The 18,269-nt window shown below is 75.7% G+C and carries 15 protein-coding genes; 5 read left to right on the top strand and 10 right to left on the bottom strand.

Annotation, left to right across the window (positions count from 1 at the left end; all coding sequences use genetic code 11):
- Position 1: 1 nt before the first annotated feature.
- Positions 2 to 823 carry an MOSC domain-containing protein gene (locus tag OG767_RS16570; protein WP_405089374.1) on the top strand — a complete coding sequence of 274 codons (822 nt, stop codon included), beginning with the start codon at positions 2 to 4 and terminating at the stop codon, positions 821 to 823.
- A gap of 124 nt (positions 824 to 947) precedes the next feature.
- On the opposite strand, the gene OG767_RS16565 is transcribed toward OG767_RS16570, so the two are convergent.
- On the bottom strand, positions 948 to 1,505 hold the full coding sequence (locus tag OG767_RS16565) for a GNAT family N-acetyltransferase (RefSeq protein ID WP_405089373.1): 558 nt from the start codon (positions 1,503 to 1,505) through the stop codon (positions 948 to 950).
- A gap of 33 nt (positions 1,506 to 1,538) precedes the next feature.
- Here OG767_RS16565 and OG767_RS16560 point away from each other — a divergent pair, with 33 nt between their 5' ends.
- The gene (locus OG767_RS16560; protein ID WP_405089372.1) at positions 1,539 to 2,756 is read left to right on the top strand and encodes a MalY/PatB family protein; all 1,218 of its coding nucleotides are present in this window, start codon (positions 1,539 to 1,541) and stop codon (positions 2,754 to 2,756) included.
- 18 nt (positions 2,757 to 2,774) lie between these two features.
- Here OG767_RS16560 and OG767_RS16555 read toward each other — a convergent pair whose 3' ends face one another.
- Positions 2,775 to 3,371 carry a DUF664 domain-containing protein gene (locus tag OG767_RS16555; RefSeq protein ID WP_405089371.1) on the bottom strand — a complete coding sequence of 199 codons (597 nt, stop codon included), beginning with the start codon at positions 3,369 to 3,371 and terminating at the stop codon, positions 2,775 to 2,777.
- A gap of 89 nt (positions 3,372 to 3,460) precedes the next feature.
- On the opposite strand from OG767_RS16555, the gene OG767_RS16550 reads away from it, so the two are divergent.
- A complete protein-coding gene (locus tag OG767_RS16550) occupies positions 3,461 to 4,471 on the top strand; it encodes a helix-turn-helix transcriptional regulator (protein ID WP_405089370.1) in 1,011 nt (336 codons plus the stop codon).
- A 33-nt stretch (positions 4,472 to 4,504) separates the two neighbouring features.
- Here OG767_RS16550 and OG767_RS16545 read toward each other — a convergent pair whose 3' ends face one another.
- The 6 genes from OG767_RS16545 to OG767_RS16520 all read right to left on the bottom strand — a co-directional run bounded on the left by OG767_RS16545 (position 4,505) and on the right by OG767_RS16520 (position 11,715).
- Positions 4,505 to 4,816, bottom strand: a complete 312-nt coding sequence (locus OG767_RS16545) for an NIPSNAP family protein (RefSeq protein ID WP_405089369.1) — start codon at positions 4,814 to 4,816, stop codon at positions 4,505 to 4,507.
- A gap of 23 nt (positions 4,817 to 4,839) precedes the next feature.
- On the bottom strand, positions 4,840 to 5,646 hold the full coding sequence (locus OG767_RS16540) for a TetR/AcrR family transcriptional regulator (RefSeq protein ID WP_405089368.1): 807 nt from the start codon (positions 5,644 to 5,646) through the stop codon (positions 4,840 to 4,842).
- A 100-nt stretch (positions 5,647 to 5,746) separates the two neighbouring features.
- On the bottom strand, positions 5,747 to 7,048 hold the full coding sequence (locus tag OG767_RS16535) for an SWIM zinc finger family protein (RefSeq protein ID WP_405089367.1): 1,302 nt from the start codon (positions 7,046 to 7,048) through the stop codon (positions 5,747 to 5,749).
- Positions 7,045 to 9,834 carry a DEAD/DEAH box helicase gene (locus OG767_RS16530; RefSeq protein ID WP_405089366.1) on the bottom strand — a complete coding sequence of 930 codons (2,790 nt, stop codon included), beginning with the start codon at positions 9,832 to 9,834 and terminating at the stop codon, positions 7,045 to 7,047. Before OG767_RS16530 ends, OG767_RS16535 begins: the two co-directional genes overlap by 4 nt.
- 79 nt (positions 9,835 to 9,913) lie before the next feature.
- Entirely contained in the window at positions 9,914 to 10,732 is an 819-nt protein-coding gene (locus OG767_RS16525; protein WP_405094234.1) for an ABC transporter permease, read from the bottom strand.
- An 11-nt stretch (positions 10,733 to 10,743) separates the two neighbouring features.
- Entirely contained in the window at positions 10,744 to 11,715 is a 972-nt protein-coding gene (locus OG767_RS16520; protein WP_405089365.1) for an ATP-binding cassette domain-containing protein, read from the bottom strand.
- A 412-nt stretch (positions 11,716 to 12,127) separates the two neighbouring features.
- Between OG767_RS16520 and helR the strand changes: the two genes are divergently transcribed.
- A complete protein-coding gene (helR, locus tag OG767_RS16515) occupies positions 12,128 to 14,275 on the top strand; it encodes an RNA polymerase recycling motor ATPase HelR (RefSeq protein ID WP_405089364.1) in 2,148 nt (715 codons plus the stop codon).
- A 49-nt stretch (positions 14,276 to 14,324) separates the two neighbouring features.
- Here helR and OG767_RS16510 read toward each other — a convergent pair whose 3' ends face one another.
- Positions 14,325 to 15,203 (bottom strand): alpha/beta fold hydrolase, encoded by an 879-nt coding sequence (locus OG767_RS16510; protein WP_405089363.1) that lies wholly within the window; start codon positions 15,201 to 15,203, stop codon positions 14,325 to 14,327.
- Positions 15,204 to 15,266: 63 nt separating this feature from the next.
- Here OG767_RS16510 and OG767_RS16505 point away from each other — a divergent pair, with 63 nt between their 5' ends.
- A complete protein-coding gene (locus tag OG767_RS16505; protein WP_405089362.1) occupies positions 15,267 to 17,264 on the top strand; it encodes a BTAD domain-containing putative transcriptional regulator in 1,998 nt (665 codons plus the stop codon).
- On the opposite strand, the gene OG767_RS16500 is transcribed toward OG767_RS16505, so the two are convergent.
- Positions 17,233 to 18,147: a hypothetical protein gene (locus OG767_RS16500; protein ID WP_405089361.1), complete on the bottom strand. Its 915-nt coding sequence runs from the start codon at positions 18,145 to 18,147 to the stop codon at positions 17,233 to 17,235. The two genes, OG767_RS16505 and OG767_RS16500, sit on opposite strands and share 32 nt — an antisense overlap.
- Positions 18,148 to 18,269 lie beyond the last annotated feature (122 nt).

Raw genomic sequence — 18,269 nt, 5'->3', positions numbered from 1 at the left:
GGTGCGACTCGTCTCGGCCCACATCCACCCGGTGAAGTCGCTGACCGGCGTGGATGTCGACCGGACCACGGTCGAGCCGTGGGGGTTGCGCCACGACCGGCGCTGGGTGCTGCTGCAACCGGACGGCGCGGTGCTCACCGCCCGCACCGCGCCCCGGATGCTCGGGCTGACCGCCGTGCCCGGCGTCGGCTCCCTCACGCTCACCGACCGGGCCGGCGGTTCGTTGGTCGTCCCCGAGCCGGTGGCCGGGCCGCCGGCCGCCACCACGCTGTCCCGGCTGGACTCGGTACGCCTGGCCACCGCCGAGGCGCACGACTGGCTCACCGAGCGCCTGGCGCGCCCGGTGCGGCTGGGCTGGCTGGACGACCCGCGCCGCCGCCCGGTGTCGGAGGCGCACGGAGGCCGCCCCGGCGACCCGCTGAACCTCGCCGACGCCGGCCCGCTGCTGGTCGCCACGCTGCCGTCGCTGCGCCGGCTGCGGGACTGGATCGTCGAGGGCGCGCTGGAGCGGGGCGAGCCGGCGCCGGACCCGCTGCCGATGGCCCGGTTCCGGCCCACCGTGGTGCTCGACGGCCCGGTCGCGCCGTTCGCCGAGGACGGCTGGACCCGGGTGCGCATCGGCGCGGTCGACTTCCGGGTCGCCGAACGCTGCGACCGCTGCTCGCTCACGCTGATCGACCCGGTGACGCTCACCAGCGGCAGGGAGCCGATCCGCACGCTGGCGCGGCACCGGCGGTGGGACGGGAAGGTGTGGTTCGGCATCCGACTGATCCCGGTCGGCGCCGGCGAGATCCGGGTCGGCGATCCGGTCACCGCCGACTGACCGCCTCCGGACCCGGGGCCGCACGCGGCCGGCTCAGCCCGAGCGGGGGGCGCACGCGGCCGGCTCAGCCCGTGCGGGGGCGCACGCGGCCGGCTCAGCCCGTGCGGGGGCGCACGCGGCCGGCTCAGCCCGTGCGGGGGCGCCACTCGTCGGCGAGGACGGCGAAGACGAGCTGGTCGGCCCACCCGTCACGGAACCGGTAGCTGCGCACGTGCCGCGCCTCCCGGCGCATGCCGAGCCGGGCCAGCAGCCGGGCGGACGCCTCGTTGCCGGCGTGGCACCGGCCCGTCACCCGGTGCAGCCCGAACGGGCCGAACCCCCAGTCCAGCAACGCGCCGGCCGCCTCGGTGGCCAGGCCCCGGCCGCCGTGGTCGGGATGGAAGACGTACCCCAGCTCGGCGGTGCGGTCGGCGCGGCTGCGCCAGACCAGCTCCACCGTGCCGATCACCAGGTCGCCAGCGACCGCGGCCAGCGTCAGGCAGTCGCCCTCCGCGCGCAGCGCGTCCTCGCCCACCATCGCGGCCACCGACGCCCGGGACTGCTCCCGGGTACGCGGCTGCGCGAGCGTCCAGCGGCACACGTCGGGACGGCGCTGCCAGGCGTGCACGTCGTCCAGGTCGTCGGGCGTGACCAGGCGCAGCAGCAGTCGCGGCGTCCGCAGTGGATAGGTCGGGCGGGCCATCGGGCGATGGTAGAGCCGCCTAGGGTGAACGGCATGCGCGTTTCCGCCGACGACCGCAACCCGCTCACCCGGCTGACGCTGGCCCAGCTCCGGCAGCGCACCAGCGTCAAGTGGCGGCTGCACCCGCCGGACGTGCTCCCGCTCTGGGTGGCCGAGCAGGACGTGCCGCTCGCGCCGCCGGTGGCCGACGCGCTGCGCCGCGCGGTCGAGGTGGGCGACACCGGTTACGCGCACGGGACGGGCTACGCGGAGGCGCTCGCCGGGTTCGCGGCGCAGCGCTGGGACTGGCCGGACTTCCCGGTCGGGCGCAGCACGCTGGTGCCCGACGTGATGATGGGCGTGGTCGAGGTGCTGCGGCTGGTCACCGACCCGGATGACGCGGTGGTGGTCTGCCCGCCCGTCTACCCGCCGTTCTACGCGTTCGTCTCGCACGCCGACCGGCGGGTGCTGGAGGCCCCGCTCGGGCCGGACGGACGGCTCGACCTCGCCGCGCTGGACGAGGCGTTCCGCCGGGCCCGGCTGCTCGGCGCACGGCCCGCGTTCCTGCTCTGCAACCCGCACAATCCGACCGGCGTGGTGCACCGCCGCGACGAGCTGGCCGCCGTCGCCGAGCTGGCGGCACGGCACGGCGTCCGGGTCGTCTCCGACGAGATCCACGCCCCGCTGGCGCTCGCCGGCGCGCGGTTCACCCCGTACCTGACGGTTCCCGGTTCCGGGAACGCGTTCGCGCTGCTGTCGGCGTCCAAGGCGTGGAATCTCGCCGGTCTCAAGGCGGCGGTGGCGGTCGCCGGGCCGGACGCCGCCGCCGACCTGGCCCGGATGCCGGAGGAGGTCAGCCACGGGCCCAGTCACCTGGGGGTGCTCGCGCACACCGCCGCGTTCGCCGCCGGCGGGCCGTGGCTGGACCAGCTGCTCGACGGCCTCGACGCCAACCGCGCGTTGCTCGGGACGCTGCTCGCCGAGCACCTGCCCGCGGTGTCCTGGCAGCCGCCCGACGGCACCTACCTCGCCTGGCTGGACTGCACCCGGCTCGGCGTGCCCACCGAGACACCGGGTGACGGGCCGGGCGTGGTCACCGACCTGTCCGGTCCGGCGCGGATGTTCCTCGACGACGCCCGGGTGGCGCTCAGCTCCGGGCACGTCTTCGGCACCGGTGGCGCGGGCTTCGTCCGGCTCAACTTCGCCACCTCGCCCACCGTGCTGACCGAGGCGGTGACCCGGATGGGCCGGGCCGTCGCCGCGCCGGGGTGAGGGCGGGCACGCGCCGCGTCAGGTGGTGGTGGTGGTGGTGGTCCGCCGGTCGAGCGTCTCGCGCAGGATCTCCGCGTGCCCGGCGTGCTGCCGGGTCTCGGCGATGACGTGCATCAGCACCGCGCGCACGCTCAGCACCGTGCCGGGCTCGTGCCAGGGCACGTCCGGCACCGGATGCGCCGCCGACAGGTCGGCCAGGCCGGCGACGATCTCCTCGGTACGGGCGGCGACCCGCGCGTACCGGTCGAGGATGGCGGGCAGCGTGTCCTCGGGCAGCATCTGGAACGTCCGCTCCCGTTCGATCGCCCAGCGCGGCAGTTCGCGCGCCGTGCCGGCCAGGAACTCCGCCCAGGTCACGCCGTCGGGCAGGGGGAAGGTCATCACCGCCGGGCCCTCGACCACGAACCGCAGCCAGGCCTCCTCGCCGGACGCGACGTGCTTGAGCACCCCGCCCAGGCAGAGCGCGCTGACGGTGGGGCGCTCCCCCGCCTGGGCGTCGGTCAGGTCGCGCACCGTGGCGGTCAGCGCGGCGCGGGCGCCGGCGAGCGCCCGGAGCAGGTCGGTCCGCTCGGCGTCGAGCGTGGTGGGCGGCGCGGTCGGGGCGGTCATGGTCATCGGTTCCTTCCGGTCGGCGATCGGTACCGGTCCACGCTCGCAGGCGTAGCGGTCAGTTCCTGTCCGCTACCCGGGGCAGAATGCGGCCCATGTCGACGACGTCCGCCCGCCTGCTCGCCCTGCTGTCCCTGTTGCAGGCCCGTCGCGACTGGCCGGGCGCGGTGCTGGCCGAACGGCTCGGGGTGAGCGCGCGGACCGTGCGCCGCGACGTCGACCGGCTGCGCGAGCTGGGCTATCCGATCGCCGCCGCCAAGGGCCCGGACGGCGGCTACCGGCTGGGTGCCGGGGCGGCGCTGCCGCCGCTGCTCTTCGACGACGAGCAGGCCGTGGCACTCACCGTGGCGTTGCAGACCGCGGCGACCACCGTGACCGGCATCGAGGAGTCCGCCGCGCGGGCGCTGACCACGGTCCGGCAGGTCATGCCGGCGCGGCTGCGCCACCGCGTCGACGCGCTGCGGGTGGTCGCGGTGGAGAAGTCCGGCGGCGCGGTCCGGCCCCGGGTCGAGCCGGGCCTGCTGGTGACGCTCAGCGCCGCCGTGCACGCCCGCGAGGTGCTGCGCTTCGACTACCGGGCCGGGCCGGCGGCCGATGCACCGCACGGCCTGCCACCGCCGCGCCGGGTCCAGCCGCACCACCTGGTCACCTGGGGCGGGCGCTGGTACCTCGTCGCCTGGGACCTGGACCGCGACGACTGGCGCACGTTCCGCGTCGACCGGATCAGTCCGCGCACCCCGACCGGCCCCCGGTTCACGCCCCGGGAGCTTCCCGGCGGCGACGTGGCGGCGTACGTCGCCGGCCGGTTCCACGGCGCCGGCGGCCCCGGTGACTGGCCGTGCCGGGGGGAGGTGATCCTCGACCTGCCGGCCCGGACGGTCTCCACCTGGACCCGCGACGGCCTGGTCGAGGAGTTCGGCCCGGACCGCTGCCGGCTGGTGCTCGGCGGCTGGTCCTGGCCCGGCCTGGCCGCCCTCCTCGGCCGGTACGACGCCGACATCGAGGTGATCGGGCCGCCCGAGCTGCGGGACGCGTTCGCCCGCCTGGCCCGGCGCTACGCCGCCGCGGCCGTCGGCCCCCGGGCCCGGAGGCCGGCTTCCCCGTGACCACCGCCGCCGCCCCGCAGCGCGGCGACGGCGTCAGTCGGTCGGCAGGAGCGGGCGCATGAACGTGCGGTCGTACCGCAGCACGCACCCCGACTCGTCGCGGATCCGGTCGGCCGCGACGAACTCCGGGTCCACGCCGAACCGGGAGCGGTACCGCTCGTACGCCGCCAGGCTCTCGAAGCTGAACAGCGCCTCGGCCCGGTCGCTGGCGCCCTCGGCGGGCAGGAAGTAGCCGTGGTGCACGCCGCCGTGCCGGGCCACCAGCGTCATCCAGGCGCGGGCGAACCGTTCGAACGCCTCGATCCGGGCGGGATCGATGGTGTAGTGCACGACGCACGTGATCATGCGACCACCCTAGCGGCGCGCGGTCACCGCCCGGCGTCGCTCGGGGGCGAGCCGAGCGTGCCGGCCCCGCCCGTGCGTTCGGCGACCACCACCGCGATGCCGTCCAGCACCCGCCGCAACCCGAACTCGAAGGCGTACTCCGGGCCGTAGGCCGCGCCGTGCGCCGCCCCGGCCGCCGAGCCGACCCGGGCCGCGATCGGGTAGCTGCCCGAGGTCATGAACTTCTCCAGCCACGGGCCGTGGATCTGCCACCACTGCCCGTCGGTCATCCCGGTCTCGCGTTCCAGCCGCGCGCCGTCGTGGTCGGCGCGGGCGATGCTCTTGACGTGCCCGAGGACCAGGGTGAGCACGGCGTCCATCTCCACGTCGTCCAGCCCGATGTCGGCCACGGCGCGCAGCTCGTAGTCGTACTTGGCGAGCGTGTGGGGGCCGAGCACCGGGCGGCTGGTCTCGGCGCGCAGCAGCCACGGGTGGGCGCGGTAGAGCGCCAGGTTGTCCCGGGCGATCCGGTCCAGCCGGCCGCGCCAGCCGCCCGGCACCTCGGCCGGGCGCGGCATGTCGCCGTAGACGGTGTCGACCATGACGTCGAGCAGCTCCGACTTGCCGGGCACGTAGGTGTAGACCGACATGGTGCCGGCGCCCAGCGCCTCGCTGACCCGCCGCATGGTGAGCGCGTCGATGCCCTCGGCGTCGGCGATCTCGACGGCCGCCCGCACGATCCGGTCGACGCTGAGCCCCGGGCCGGTGCCGCGGCTGGTGGGCTCCCGGGTGCGCCAGAGGATGGCCAGGCTGCGTGCGGGATCGGCCTTGCCGCTGCGCTCCTTCGACATAGTGGCTCCATCCTACCGGTGGCATACCGTATGGCGTACGGGCCGTCCGCTGAGGCGGCCGGCCGGAGCGGGACCCTCCGGCCGGCCGCCGGTCCGCGGATCAATCCCTCGACAGGTCCAGCAGCGCGTCGGCCGGATCCGGTCCGGGCGGGCCCGCCGGCCACCACCGGCCGGAACGCCTGCGGAACGGGTACCAGCGGCCGTCCGGGCCGTAGCGCACCTGCACGTCCCGGCCCACGGTCCAGCGGTTGCGCCAGTTCCGCACCTCCGGCGTCGCGCCGCCGATCCCGCCGGCCTCGCGCAGCGCGTCGGTGGCCCGGGACACCAGCTCCTTCGGCGGGCTGAACACCGCGTCGACAGCGGCCAGGCCGGCGGCGCCGGCGTACTCCCAGGCCCTGATCGCCAGCGGCAGGTCGGCGGCCCGGCCGCTGGCCTCGCCGAGGCGGCGCGCGGCCCGCGAGCGCGGCATCCGCGACGCCAGCCGCACGGCGTCCGACCAGGCGTCGTGCTCGGGCGCGAGCACCTCGGCCGCGTCGGCGGTGAGCAGACGCCGGGCCCGGGACGCGGCATCCGCGGCGAGCACGCCCAGCGCCTCGGCGTCCAGACCGGGCGCGTCGTGCGGGGCCAGCAGCGGCGTGAGCGCCATCGGCTCGTCGCGGACCACCGGCGGCGGGCCGGGCAGGGCGGCCGGGACGGTCGCGTACGCCTCCTCGGCCCGGACGCCGACGGCGTCCGCCGCGCCGGCGGCGACCGCGCGACCGGCGTTACGCGTGCGCAGCTCCTCGATCAGCTCCGGCTCCGCCCGGCCCCGCATCAGCAGCAGCACGAACGGATCCCGGTCCAGCAGCCAGGACGCCTGGTAGGACAGCGCGGCGGCGTGCCGGCAGGGATGGTCCCAGGACGGGCAGTCGCACGACGGCTCCAGGTCGCCGTAGCCGGGCAGCAGCCGCACCCCAGCGTCGTCGGCAGTGGTCACCAGCTCCTGCGGCATGTCCCGATCGAGCAGCGCGGCGATGTGCCCGGCCCGGGCGGCGACCCGGTCCAGCAGGCGGTCCCACTCCGCGTCGGTGAGCGTCCCGATCCGGACCACCGTGTCGTGCGGGGTGTACTGGTCGCCGTCGTGCACCGGCGCGGAGATCCGCCCGGGGCTCACCGTGATCGGCCCGACCTGACCGGCGAACGCGTACCGCCGGCCCTTCCTGAGCTGTTCCGGGTCGAGCGCGGTGTGTTCCATCGACTCGATCCAGGCGTTGCCCCACCAGGTGTCGGCGAACTTCCGGCCGATCCGCCGGCCCGGCCCGAACGCCGGGAAGCTCCGGGCCCGCCCGTCGTCCTCGACCGGCCCGGCCGTCTCGTCGTCCGGCTCGTCGTCGAACTCGACGTCGAAGTCCACGTCCGTCATCCCTCGTCGCGTAGCCGCACGAGCCGGAGCAGCTCGGCGTCGGACAGTTCGGTCAGCGCGGTCTCGCCGCCGGTGAGCACCGCGTCGGCCAGCTCCCGCTTGGACTCCAGCAGCGCGGCGATCCGGTCCTCCAGGGTGCCCTGGGCGATCAGTCGGTGCACCTGCACCGGCCGGGTCTGCCCGATCCGGTACGCCCGGTCGGTGGCCTGCTCCTCCACGGCCGGGTTCCACCACCTGTCGTAGTGGATGACGTGGTCGGCCCGGGTCAGGTTGAGACCGGTGCCGGCCGCCCGGAGGGAGAGCAGGAACACCGGCGTCGCGCCGGCCTGGAACCGGCGGACCATCTCCTCGCGCTGCGGCACCGGCGTGCCGCCGTGCAGCAGTTGCGCCGGCACGCCCCGCTCGGCCAGGTGCCGCTCCAGCAGCCGGGCCATCCGCACGTACTGGGTGAAGACCAGGGCGCCGCCGTCCTCGGCGAGGATGGTCTCCAGCAGGTCGTCCAGAAGCTGCAGCTTCTCCGAGCGGCCGGAGAGCTCGCCGTGCGGCTCCTTCAAATAGTGCGCCGGGTGGTTGCACACCTGCTTCAGCCCGACGAGCAGCTTCAGCACCAGCCCCCGGCGGGCGATGCCGGTCGGGTTGGCGCGGATCTCGCCCATCACCTCGTCGACGACCCGGCGGTAGAGCGTCTCCTGCTCGCCGGTGAGCGACACCAGGTGGTCGGTGACCGTCTTCGGCGGCAGCTCCGGCGCGATGCCCGGGTCGGACTTGCGGCGCCGCAGCAGGAACGGACGCACCAGACGGGCCAGCCGGTCCACGCCTGACGCGTCCCGGTCCACCTCGATCGGCCGGGCCCACCGGGCCCGGAACGTGCCGACCGTGTCGAGCAGGCCGGGCGTGGTCCAGTCGAGGATGGTCCACAGCTCGGAGAGGTTGTTCTCCACCGGCGTGCCGGTGAGCGCGAGGCGGGCGTCGGCGGGGATCTCGCGCAGCGCCCTCGCGGTGCCGCTGAGCCGGTTCTTCACGTACTGCGCCTCGTCCGCGACCACCATCCCCCACCGTCGCCCGCCGAGCACGGCCGCGTCCAGTCGCATGGTGCCGTAACTGGTCAGCACGAACCCGTCGGTGCGGTCGTCGAGCGTGCGGGCCGCGCCGTGGAACCGGCGGACCGGCACACCCGGCGCGAACCGGCGGATCTCGCGTTCCCAGTTGCCCAGCACCGAGGCGGGGCAGACCACGAGCGTCGGCCCGGTGAGGGCCGGGTCGGCGCGGCGACGCAGGTGCAGCGCGACGACGGTGACGGTCTTGCCCAGACCCATGTCGTCGGCGAGGCAGCCGCCGAAGCCGAGCGAGGTCATCCGGTCCAGCCAGCGCAGCCCACGCAACTGGTACGCGCGGAGCGTGCCATCCAGCCCGGCCGGCGGGGCCAGCCGCTCCGGGCCGCCGTCCGGTTCGGCGATCCGCTCGCGCAACGCGCCGAGCCAGCCGTCGGCCACCACCTCGACGCGTTCGTCGTCCACCTCGGTGCTGGCGATCAACGTGGCGGCCAGGGCGTCGTACGCCTGGAGCGGAGGGAGCTGCCGCTCCCGGGCCCGGCGGGCCAGCTCCGGCTCGACCGCCACCCACTGCTCGCGCAGCCGGACGATCGGCCGGGACTTGGCGACCAGGTCCATCTCCGCGTCGGTGAGCGCCTCGCCGGCGAGCGTGAGCTGCCAGCTCCGCGGCATCGGCGCGGCCGAGCGGAGGAAGCCGGCCGGGTCGGCCGGCTGTTCCGGCGGCGAGGAGATAAGGACGCGGACGGTGAGCTCGCGGGACAGCTGCGGCGGCCACTCGACGTCGATGCCGGCCGCGGCGAGCCGCCGTTCGGCGCCGCCCAGCAGGTCGATCAGGTCCTCGTCGAGCAGTTCCAGCTCGACCGGGGCGGCCTCGTCGAGCAGTCGGGCCAGCGGCTGCCACACCGTCGCGGCCCGGCGCACCGCGCGCATGGCCTCGAACGTGGCCTGCTCGCCGAGGCCGTGCTCGTCGCCCTCCCAGAGCGCGGCCGCGTCGCTGACCACCGTCGGGTCGGCGAGGCTGCGCAGGCGGACCACGGCGGTGAGGCCGGCGGTGGCGAAGTCGCCGCGCCCCTCCAGCCGCAACGCCACCCGCAGCCCGGTGTCCACGCCGGCGGAGACCTCCCGCGCCCAGTCGCGCAGCTCCTCCACCGGCTGCGGGTCCAGGCCGGTGAACCGGTCGTCGCCGGTCAGCCACGGCGCCGCCGGGATACGCGGCAGCGTGTCGGCCACCGCCTCCAGGAACGCCCGGACCAGGTCCTCGGCGTCGGGCAGCACGAGCGTGCCGGCGAACGGGTCGACCGGCACGGCGCGGGCCCCGGCCGGCATCGCCGCGGCGAGCGCGCGGATGCGCTCCACGTCGGCGACGTCGAAGGGGCCGACCCGCCAGGCGTCGTGCCCGTCCGGGGTGACACCGGGCAGCAGCCGGCCCCGCGCCACCAGGTGCAGGCCGGTGACCGCCACCGCCGACCAGAACGCGGCGGCGGGCGTCACGTCCGCCGCGTCGCGCAGCGCGACGAGCTGCCGGACCGCGTCGGCGACCGGCACGGCGCAGACCTGCACCTGCCACGCCTCGACCGGGCCGTCGAGGGGCAGGGCCAGCGTCAGCTCGCGGACGTCGCCGAGTTCGTCGCACTCGTCCGGCACCGCGTCGCCGGTCGGGTCGTAGAAGCTGACCGTGCCGGCCCGGGGCGGATCGCCCGGCTCGAAGACGACCGCGAACCGCCCGAGCAGCACCTCGTACCTCCCGATCGCGCCGGCGGCCCACCCCGCTTGGCGTACAACGTACCGTAGCTTACCCGTCCGGCCAGGCGGGTCAGTTGCGCAAGGAGCGGTATCTGCGGACCGCCAGCGGCAGGAAGACCGCCACCAGGACCAGCGGCCACGCCACCGCCAGCACCGGGTAGTGGGACACCACCCAGGAGTCACCGCCCCAACCGGGGTTGCCGAACAGCTCCCGGACGGCGCCGACGGTGGCCGACAGCGGGTTCCACTCCGCCACCGTCCCGAGCCACGCGGGCATGGTGGACGGCGCCACGAACGCGTTGGACAGGAAGCCGAGCGGGAACTCCAGCGTCTGCACGCCGGCGACCGCCTGCTGCCCCTTCATCACCAAGCCGAGGAAGATGCCGACCCAGACCAGGGCGAAACGCAGCAGCAGGATCAGCCCGAACGCGGCGAGCGTGTCGCCGACGCCGCCGTGCGCCCGCCACCCGACGGCGAGGCCGGCGAGCACCATCACCACCAGGGTGACCACCGCGAACAGCATGTCGGCCGCGGCGCGGCCGATCAGCGGGGCCAGCGGCGACACCGGCATCGACCGGAGCCGGTCGGTGACGCCCCGGTCGACGTCGGCGGAGACGGCCAGGGTGGTGAGGCTGATGCCGAACACCATGGTCATGGCGAACATGCCGGGCATCAGGAACTCCCGGTAGCTGCCGCCGCCCGGCACCCGGAGCGCGCCGCCGAACAGGTAGGCGAACATCAGCACCATGACGACGTCGAAGCCCAGCGACGCGATCAGCGGCCCCGGGTCGCGGCGCCAGTGCGCCAGGCTGCGCCGGGTCAGGGTGACGCTGTCGGCGAGCAGGAACGGTCGCCCGGGCACGGCGGCCGGGCCGACCGCGGTGGGCAGGGTCGCGCCGGTCACGCGGACACCTCCTCGGCGGCCCGCGAGTGGCGGCCGGTCAGGTGCAGGAACACCTCGTCGAGCGTCGGACGGCGCAGCGCCACGTCGGCCACGGAGACGCCGCCCGCGTCGAGCGCCCGCAGCACCTCGGTGAGCGCGCCGACCCGGTCGCCGACCGGGGCGCTGACGCGGCGGCGGTCGGGGTCGACCTCCGGCTCGGCGCCGGCGACCAGACGCAGCCGCGCGGCGGCCACGGCCAGGTCACCGGCGTCGTGCAGCACGAGGTCGATCCGGTCGCCGCCGAGCCGCGACTTCAACTCGTCGGGGCTGCCCGCGGCGATGACCCGCCCGCTGTCCAGCACCGAGATCTGGTCGGCGAGCTGGTCGGCCTCGTCCAGGTACTGCGTGGTGAGCAGCACGGTGGTGCCGGAGCGGACCAGCTCGCGGACCGACTCCCAGACCTCGTTGCGGCCGCGCGGGTCCAGACCGGTGGTCGGCTCGTCGAGGAAGAGCACCGACGGCGTGAGGATCATGCCGGCGGCGAGGTCGAGCCGGCGCCGCATGCCGCCCGAGTACGCCTTGACCGGCTTGTCGCCGGTGTCGGCGAGGCCGAAGCGCTCCAGCAGCTCGGTGGCGCGCCGCCGGGCCCGCTTCGCGCCGAGGTGGCAGAGGCGGCCGAAGATGACCAGGTTCTGGTGGCCGCTGAGCACCTCGTCCAGCGCGGCGTGCTGCCCGACCAGACCGATGCGGTGGCGCACCTGGTCGGGCCGGCGGGCGACGTCGAAGCCGGCGACCTCGGCCCGCCCCTCGTCGAACCGGAGCAGGGTGGACAGGATCCGCACCGCGGTGGTCTTGCCGGCGCCGTTCGGGCCGAGCAGGCCGCACACGGCGCCCGGCGGGACCCGCAGGTCGAACCCGTCCAGGACGGTCCTGTCGCCGTACCGCTTGCGTAGCCCCGCCGCGATGATCGCGTGTTCGCCCGCTGCCACGTCGCCCCCTCCTCCGCAGTGTCGCCCCGACGGCGGCTCTAGCGTACATCATACGGTAGGCGATACGGCATAGCCGGACACGACGCGGGGGGCACGGCGGGGGTCACGGCATTCGGCGGGGCGCGGTCCGGCGACGGCCGGGACGGGCGCGGAGCGGGCCTCGCGACGGCGAATCGGCCCGGGAAAGAGCGGGGGCATTCGCGTTCCCCGCCACCATCACCATATAGCGCACCCCGGGTCTTGCGGCAAGACCCGGGTGGGGGCGCAGAATGGCCGGCCGAAGCGATTCTCCCGACATGAAAAGGCCGCCAGGAGCGGCGGGTGGCTCGTGTCCGCGTCCGCCCGGACCGGCCCACCACAAGCGTTTCGCGGCACCCCGGCCGGCCGCCGGCCGCAGATCGGAGCTGATTTCGTGAATCAATCCGCCACCAGCGTCTTCGACCTTCCCGAGCGCCTCTCCGCGAAGGCCGACCCCGAACTGATCGCCCACGACGAACGGCACTTCGCGACCATCGGGGAGAGCCTGCGACGGTCGATCGCCGAACTGTCCGACCGGCTCGACGCCGAGCGCCGGGCCGCCGGCGGCAAGGGCCGGCAGGCCGTCGACCGGGACCAGGAGATCCGTCGCCTGACCGCGCGGCTGCGTACCCTGCGCCGGTACGGCCTGGACCTGTGCCTGGGCCGGATGGTCGGCGCGGACGGCGCCGACCCGGTGTACGTGGGCCGGCTCGGCCTCACCGACGGCGCGGGCGGCCGGCTGCTGCTGGACTGGCGCTCCCCGGCCGCCGAGCCGTTCTTCGGCGCGACCCACGCCAACCCGATGGGCCTGGCCAGCCGCCGCCGGTACCGCTGGACGCGGGGCCGGATCACCGACTACTGGGACGAGGTGTTCACCGCCGACGGGTTGGCCGGGCACGCCGCGCTCGACGACCAGTCCGCGTTCATCGCCAGCCTGGGCGACACCCGGTCGGCCCGGATGCGGGACGTGCTCGGCACCATCCAGGCCGACCAGGACGCCATCATCCGGGCCGGGTCTCAGGGCACGCTGGTGGTCGACGGCGGGCCGGGCACCGGCAAGACGGTGGTCGCGCTGCACCGCACCGCGTACCTGCTGCACGCCGACCCACGGTTGGGCGAGCGCCGGGGCGGCGTGCTGTTCGTCGGCCCGCACCAGCCCTACCTGAGCTACGTCTCCGACGTGCTGCCCAGCCTCGGCGAGGAGGACGTGCAGATCTGCACACTGCGTGACCTGGTGCCCGAGGGCGCGGCGGCGGTGGCCGAGACCGACCCGGCGTCGGCCCGGCTGAAGTCGTCCGTCGACCTGGTCCGGGCCGTCGACGCGGCGGTGCGCTTCTACGAGGAACCACCCACGTCCGGAATGACGGTCGGCGTCGCGGACGCCGAGCTGCGACTGACCGCCGACGACTGGGCGGACGCGTTCGCGGCGGCCGGGCCCGGCGTCCCGCACAACGAGGCCCGCGACGACGTGTGGGAGGAGCTGCTCACCATCCTGCTGGAGCGGTACCACGGCGACGAGCCGGAACACGCGGTCCGGCGGTCACTGGCCGGCAACCGCGACCTGGCCGTCGCGTTCGGGCGGGCGTGGCCGCTGCTCGACCCGACCGACGTGGTGGCGGACCTCTGGTCGGTGCCGGCCTACCTGCGCCGGTGCGCCCCGTGGCTGAGCGTTGACGAGATCCGTACGCTGCGCCGGGACGACGCCCGCGCCTGGACGGTCGCCGAACTGCCGCTGCTGGACGCGGCGCGGCAGCGGGTCGGCGACCCGGAGGCGTCCCGGCGACGGCGCCGAAACGCCGCGGCCCTGGCCGCGCAGCGGGAGCGGATGGACACGGTCGTCGACGCCCTGATCGCCACGCACGCCTACGACGACGGCGAGGGCCTGATGACCATGCTGAGCGGTGCGGACATGCGGACCAGCCTGATCGACGACAGCGGGCTGGCCGTCGCCGACCCGGACCTGCTGGCCGGACCGTTCGCGCACGTGGTGGTGGACGAGGCGCAGGAGCTGACCGACGCGCAGTGGCAGATGCTGCTGTCGCGCTGCCCGTCGCGCAGCTTCACCGTGGTCGGCGACCGGGCCCAGGCCCGGCACGGGTTCGCCGAGTCCTGGCGGGAGCGGCTGGAGCGGGTTGGTCTCGACCGGATCGAGCTGGCCTCGCTGACCGTCAACTACCGCACCCCGGCGCAGGTCATGGCTGTGGCCGAGCCGGTCATCCGGGCCGTCCTCCCGGACGCCAACGTGCCGACGTCCATCCGCACCGGCGACCTGCCGGTGCGGTACGGCGACCGGTCGGAGCTGGACGCGGTGGTGCACGGGTGGCTCGCCGCCCACCCCGAGGGGACCGCCTGCGTCATCGGCGACCCCGCGTTCCCGGCCCCGGCCCGGGTCCGGTCGCTGACTCCGGAGCTGGCCAAGGGGCTGGAGTTCGACCTGGTCGTGCTCGTCGACGTGGCGGCGTTCGGCGACGGCGTCGCGGGCGCGGTGGACCGCTACGTCGCGATGACCCGGGCCACCCGGCAACTCGTGGTGCTCGGCTGACCGCCGCGGCGGGGCGGCGACGTGCCGTCCCGCCGCCGCCCGTCCGCCGTCACCGGGCCAGCAGCGCGCGCAGCGCGGCGCTGACCTCGGCCGGCGCCGACTCCGCCAGGAAGTGCCCGGCGGAGGTGGTGCGGTGCTCCAGGTCCGGGGCCCAGGCCCGCCACACCGCCGCCGCGTCGTAGCCGAGCGCCGCGCCCCAGTCCTGCTGGATCACCGTGACCGGCATCGCCAGCCGCCGCCCGGCGGCCCGGTCCGCCCGGTCGTGCGCGACGTCGATCCCGGCCGAGGCGCGGTAGTCCGCGACGATCGAGTCGACCGCCTCCCGGGAGGCCCGCAGGTACTCGGCGCGCACGTCGGCCGGAATGGCCGCCGGGTCGCCGGCCCAGGCGTCGAGGAAGTACCCGAAGAAGTCGTCCGCGCTGGCCGAGATCATCCGCTCCGGCAGGCCGGGCGGCTGGGCCATCAGGTAGAGGTGGAACGCGACCGACGCGGACGCGCCGTGCAGCACCTCCCACATGTCGAGGGTGGGCAGGACGTCCAGCGACGCCAGGTGGGTGACCGCGTCCGGGTGGTCGAGGCCGGCCCGGACCGCGACCAGGGCGCCCCGGTCGTGGCCGGCGAGCGCGAACCGCTCGTGGCCGAGCGCCCGGGCCAGGGCCACCACGTCGGCGGCCATGGTCCGCTTCGCGTACGTGTCCTCGTCGCGCGCGGCCGGCTTGTCGCTGGCCCCGTACCCACGCAGGTCCGGGCAGATGACGGTGTGGTCGGCGGCCAGGTCGGCGGCGACGTGCCGCCACATCAGGTGGGTCTGCGGGAAGCCGTGCAGCAGCACGATCGGGCTGCCCGAGCCGCCCACGGCCACGTGCAGCGCCACGTCCTCGGCGACGGTGACCCGTCGCGTCTCGAATCCGGCGATGGTGGAGGTCATCGGTCGTTCCTTTCTCCGCTCGACTGGTGCCCGACCAGCGTCGCCGCGCCGGATGAGCAACCGATGAGCGCGGTACGGTGGCCCGGTCGAGGAGGGGGACGGTCGGTGCGGGTCAACTTCGGTGTGCTCGGTCCGGTGACGGCCTGGGACGACACCGGCGCACCCGTCGACCTGCGGGGTCCACGGCACCGCGCGGTCCTGGCCCGGCTGATCGTGGCCCGGGGTCGGGTGGTGCCGGTCGGGCACCTCGTCGAGGACCTCTGGGACGACCCGCCGGCCGGCGCGGTCGGCGCGGTCCGCACGTTCGTGGCGGCGCTGCGCCGCGGCCTGGAACCGCACCGCCCACCGCGGCAGCCGGCCCGGCTGTTGGTCACCGACGGACCGGGGTACGCGCTGCGCGCCGCCCCGGACGCGGTCGACGCCTGGCGCTTCGAGACCGCGGTCGCCGACGCCGCCGACGCGCTGCCCCGGCCGACACTCGACCGGCTCGACGCGGCGCTGGGCCTGTGGCGCGGGCCCGGGTACGCCGACGTCGACAGGTCGTGGGCGCACGCCGAACGCACCCGACTCGACCAGGTGCGGCTCACCGCCGTCGAACGCCGGGCCGAGGCGCTGCTCACGCTCGACCGGGCCGCCGACGCCGTACCCGACCTGGACGCCCACGTGGCGGACCACCCGTGGCGGGAGGACGGCTGGCGGCTGCTCGCGCTGGCGCTCTACCGCGCCGGGCGGCAGGCCGACGCGCTCGCGGTGCTGCGCCGGGCCCGCGAACTGCTGCGCGACCAGCTCGGCCTGGACCCCGGCCCGCGACTGCGCCGGCTGGAGGCCGACCTGAGACGCCAGGCCGACCCCGAGCCGGCCGGTCCCGCGCACGTCTGGGCGGAGGCCGCCGCCGCGTACCAGCGCAGCGTGGTGCCGGGCGCGCGGGCCCGGCTGGAGTCCACCGTCGGCCTGCTGCGCAGCCTCGCGGTGACCGGGCCGGGCGGCCTGGCCGCCGCCCGTGACCAGCGGCTGGCGGCCATCGACGCGGCCGAGCAGCTCGGCGACCCGGACCTCACCGCGCGGGTGATCGGCGGATACGACGTGCCGGCGATCTGGACCCGGTCGGACGACCCGGAACAGGCGGCCCGGGTGGTGACCGCGGCGGAGCGGGCACTCGCCGGCCTCGGTCCGGACGCGCCGGAGACGACCCGGGCGCGGCTGCTCGCCACCGTCGCGGTCGAGTCACGCGGCCGGCCGTCGACGCGGGGCCCCGAGGCGGCCCGGCAGGCCGAGGCGATCGCCCGGCGACTCGCCGACCCGGCGCTGCTGGCGCAGGCGCTCAACGGCGTGTTCCTCCAGACGTTCCACCGCACCGGGCTGGCCGCCGAACGGGACGCCGTCGGCGCGGAACTGGTCGCGCTGGCCGCCCGGCACGGCCAGGCCCCGGTCGAGATCCTCGGACACCTGATCCGGATGCAGGCCCGGGGCGCACTCGCCGACTTCGCCGGCGCCGACGCGCACGCGGACGCCGCGGACCGGCTCGCCGACCGGCACGAGTCCCCGCTCACCGGCGTGTTCACCACCTGGTACCGGGCCATGCGGACCGCGGCGACCGGCGCGCCGTACCCGCCGGCCGAGGCCGCCTACCGGTCGGCCGCGCCCCGGCTGGTCGGCTGCGGCATGCCCGGCGTGGCGCGCGGCCTGCTCCCGTTGGCGCTGCTGTGCCTGCGGGTGTGGCACGACCGACCCGCCGACTTCCCCGACGACACCGACTGGGGGCCGTACGCGCCCTGGGCCCGCCCGCTGGTCCTGCTCGCCGCCGACCGCCCCGCCGACGCCGCCGACGCGCTGCACCGGACCCCCGCGCCCCCGCCCGACCTGCTGCTCGAAGCGTTGTGGTGCCTGACCGGCCGGGCCGCGACGGCGCTCGGCGACCGGGCCGCGATGCGGCGGGCCCGGGCCGCGCTCGCCCCGGCGGCGCACGAGGTGGCCGGCGCGGGCAGCGGCATGCTCACCGCCGGGCCGGTCGCGACCCACCTCGACCGACTCACCGCCGCTCTCGGGGAGGCGTCCGAATGACTCCCTCCTCCCCGGCCCGCCGCGCCGCCGCATCCGCGTGTCGCCGAGGCGGCTCCTCCGGCCACCGCCACCAGATGCCGTAGGCGCACTCCGGGTCCGGTCGCCGGAGGGTCAACTCGTAGACGACCTTCTCCCCCGCCGGGTCGACACTGGGCCGGCAGCGGGTACGGGCGACCTCCTGACGACTCGACCCCGACCGCGTTCTCCGCCACACCACGTGCCACGCCTCGGCCGGCGCGTCCACGTGGTCGAACTGCACCCGAACCGACAGCTTCCGAACCTGTCGCTCCTCGCAGCTCTCCCGGTAGTACGGCTTCATCGGCGCGTACACGTCCTCGAACACCTGCTTGATCCCGACGTTCACCCGACGGCCGCGGGCGAGCGGGCCGAGCAGGTACAGCCACCGGTAGACGCGCCCGTCCTCCTCGGCGACGGCGCCGTCGAGCAGTCGATGTTCCGGAAACAGCGAACTCGCCTCCTCGACCACCCGGTTCTGGCCGCTCCAGTGGGAACGTACGCCCACCAACCGGATCTGCCGCGTGGCCCGGACGCGCTGCCGCCGGGTGTAGGCGTAGCGGTGATGGTCGGGGCCGCCGTCACCCGGAACACGCGTGACGACGAGCGAACCGTCGAGTTCCTCGATGACGAAATCCGGTGGGCGGTAGACACACCGGAGGTAGTACGCCGTCACCACCACGGTGAGCAGGAGCGGCGCCAGCACGACGAGCGCCAGCGGTGAGAGGTGCAGCGCCACCGCCCAGGTGGTACCGACGCCGTACAGCGTCGCGAGGGCCGTGCCGGCCAGGACGACCAACTGAAGCAGGTCGGAACTCCGCCCCGCCAGTTGGGCAGGTGTGCTGTCCAACAATCTCCGCAGACTCATGGGTCCTCCCCCGGGGCGCCTGTTCGTCGGCGGGAAAGCCACCGACGGTCCGACCCACTCCACACAAACGCAGGAGTCCGTGGGTGAGCCAGCGGTCACGGGCGTCACTCAGCACTCACTCC

This window comes from Micromonospora sp. NBC_01392 (assembly GCF_045040125.1).
In the GTDB taxonomy this organism is placed as follows: Bacteria; Actinomycetota; Actinomycetes; order Mycobacteriales; family Micromonosporaceae; genus Micromonospora.
Note: the sequence above shows the minus strand (reverse complement) of the source record. Positions and strands in the feature narration are given on the sequence as shown.

Bases quoted from the DNA above. Each gene is read 5' to 3' on its own strand.
- OG767_RS16565 (WP_405089373.1), bottom strand. From the start codon at position 1,505: ATGGCCCGCCCGACCTATCCACTGCGGACGCCGCGACTGCTGCTGCGC.
- OG767_RS16560 (WP_405089372.1), top strand. From the start codon at position 1,539: ATGCGCGTTTCCGCCGACGACCGCAACCCGCTCACCCGGCTGACGCTG.
- OG767_RS16555 (WP_405089371.1), bottom strand. From the start codon at position 3,371: ATGACCATGACCGCCCCGACCGCGCCGCCCACCACGCTCGACGCCGAG.
- OG767_RS16550 (WP_405089370.1), top strand. From the start codon at position 3,461: ATGTCGACGACGTCCGCCCGCCTGCTCGCCCTGCTGTCCCTGTTGCAG.
- OG767_RS16545 (WP_405089369.1), bottom strand. From the start codon at position 4,816: ATGATCACGTGCGTCGTGCACTACACCATCGATCCCGCCCGGATCGAG.
- OG767_RS16540 (WP_405089368.1), bottom strand. From the start codon at position 5,646: ATGTCGAAGGAGCGCAGCGGCAAGGCCGATCCCGCACGCAGCCTGGCC.
- OG767_RS16535 (WP_405089367.1), bottom strand. From the start codon at position 7,048: ATGACGGACGTGGACTTCGACGTCGAGTTCGACGACGAGCCGGACGAC.
- OG767_RS16510 (WP_405089363.1), bottom strand. From the start codon at position 15,203: ATGACCTCCACCATCGCCGGATTCGAGACGCGACGGGTCACCGTCGCC.
- OG767_RS16505 (WP_405089362.1), top strand. From the start codon at position 15,267: ATGAGCGCGGTACGGTGGCCCGGTCGAGGAGGGGGACGGTCGGTGCGG.
- OG767_RS16500 (WP_405089361.1), bottom strand. From the start codon at position 18,147: ATGAGTCTGCGGAGATTGTTGGACAGCACACCTGCCCAACTGGCGGGG.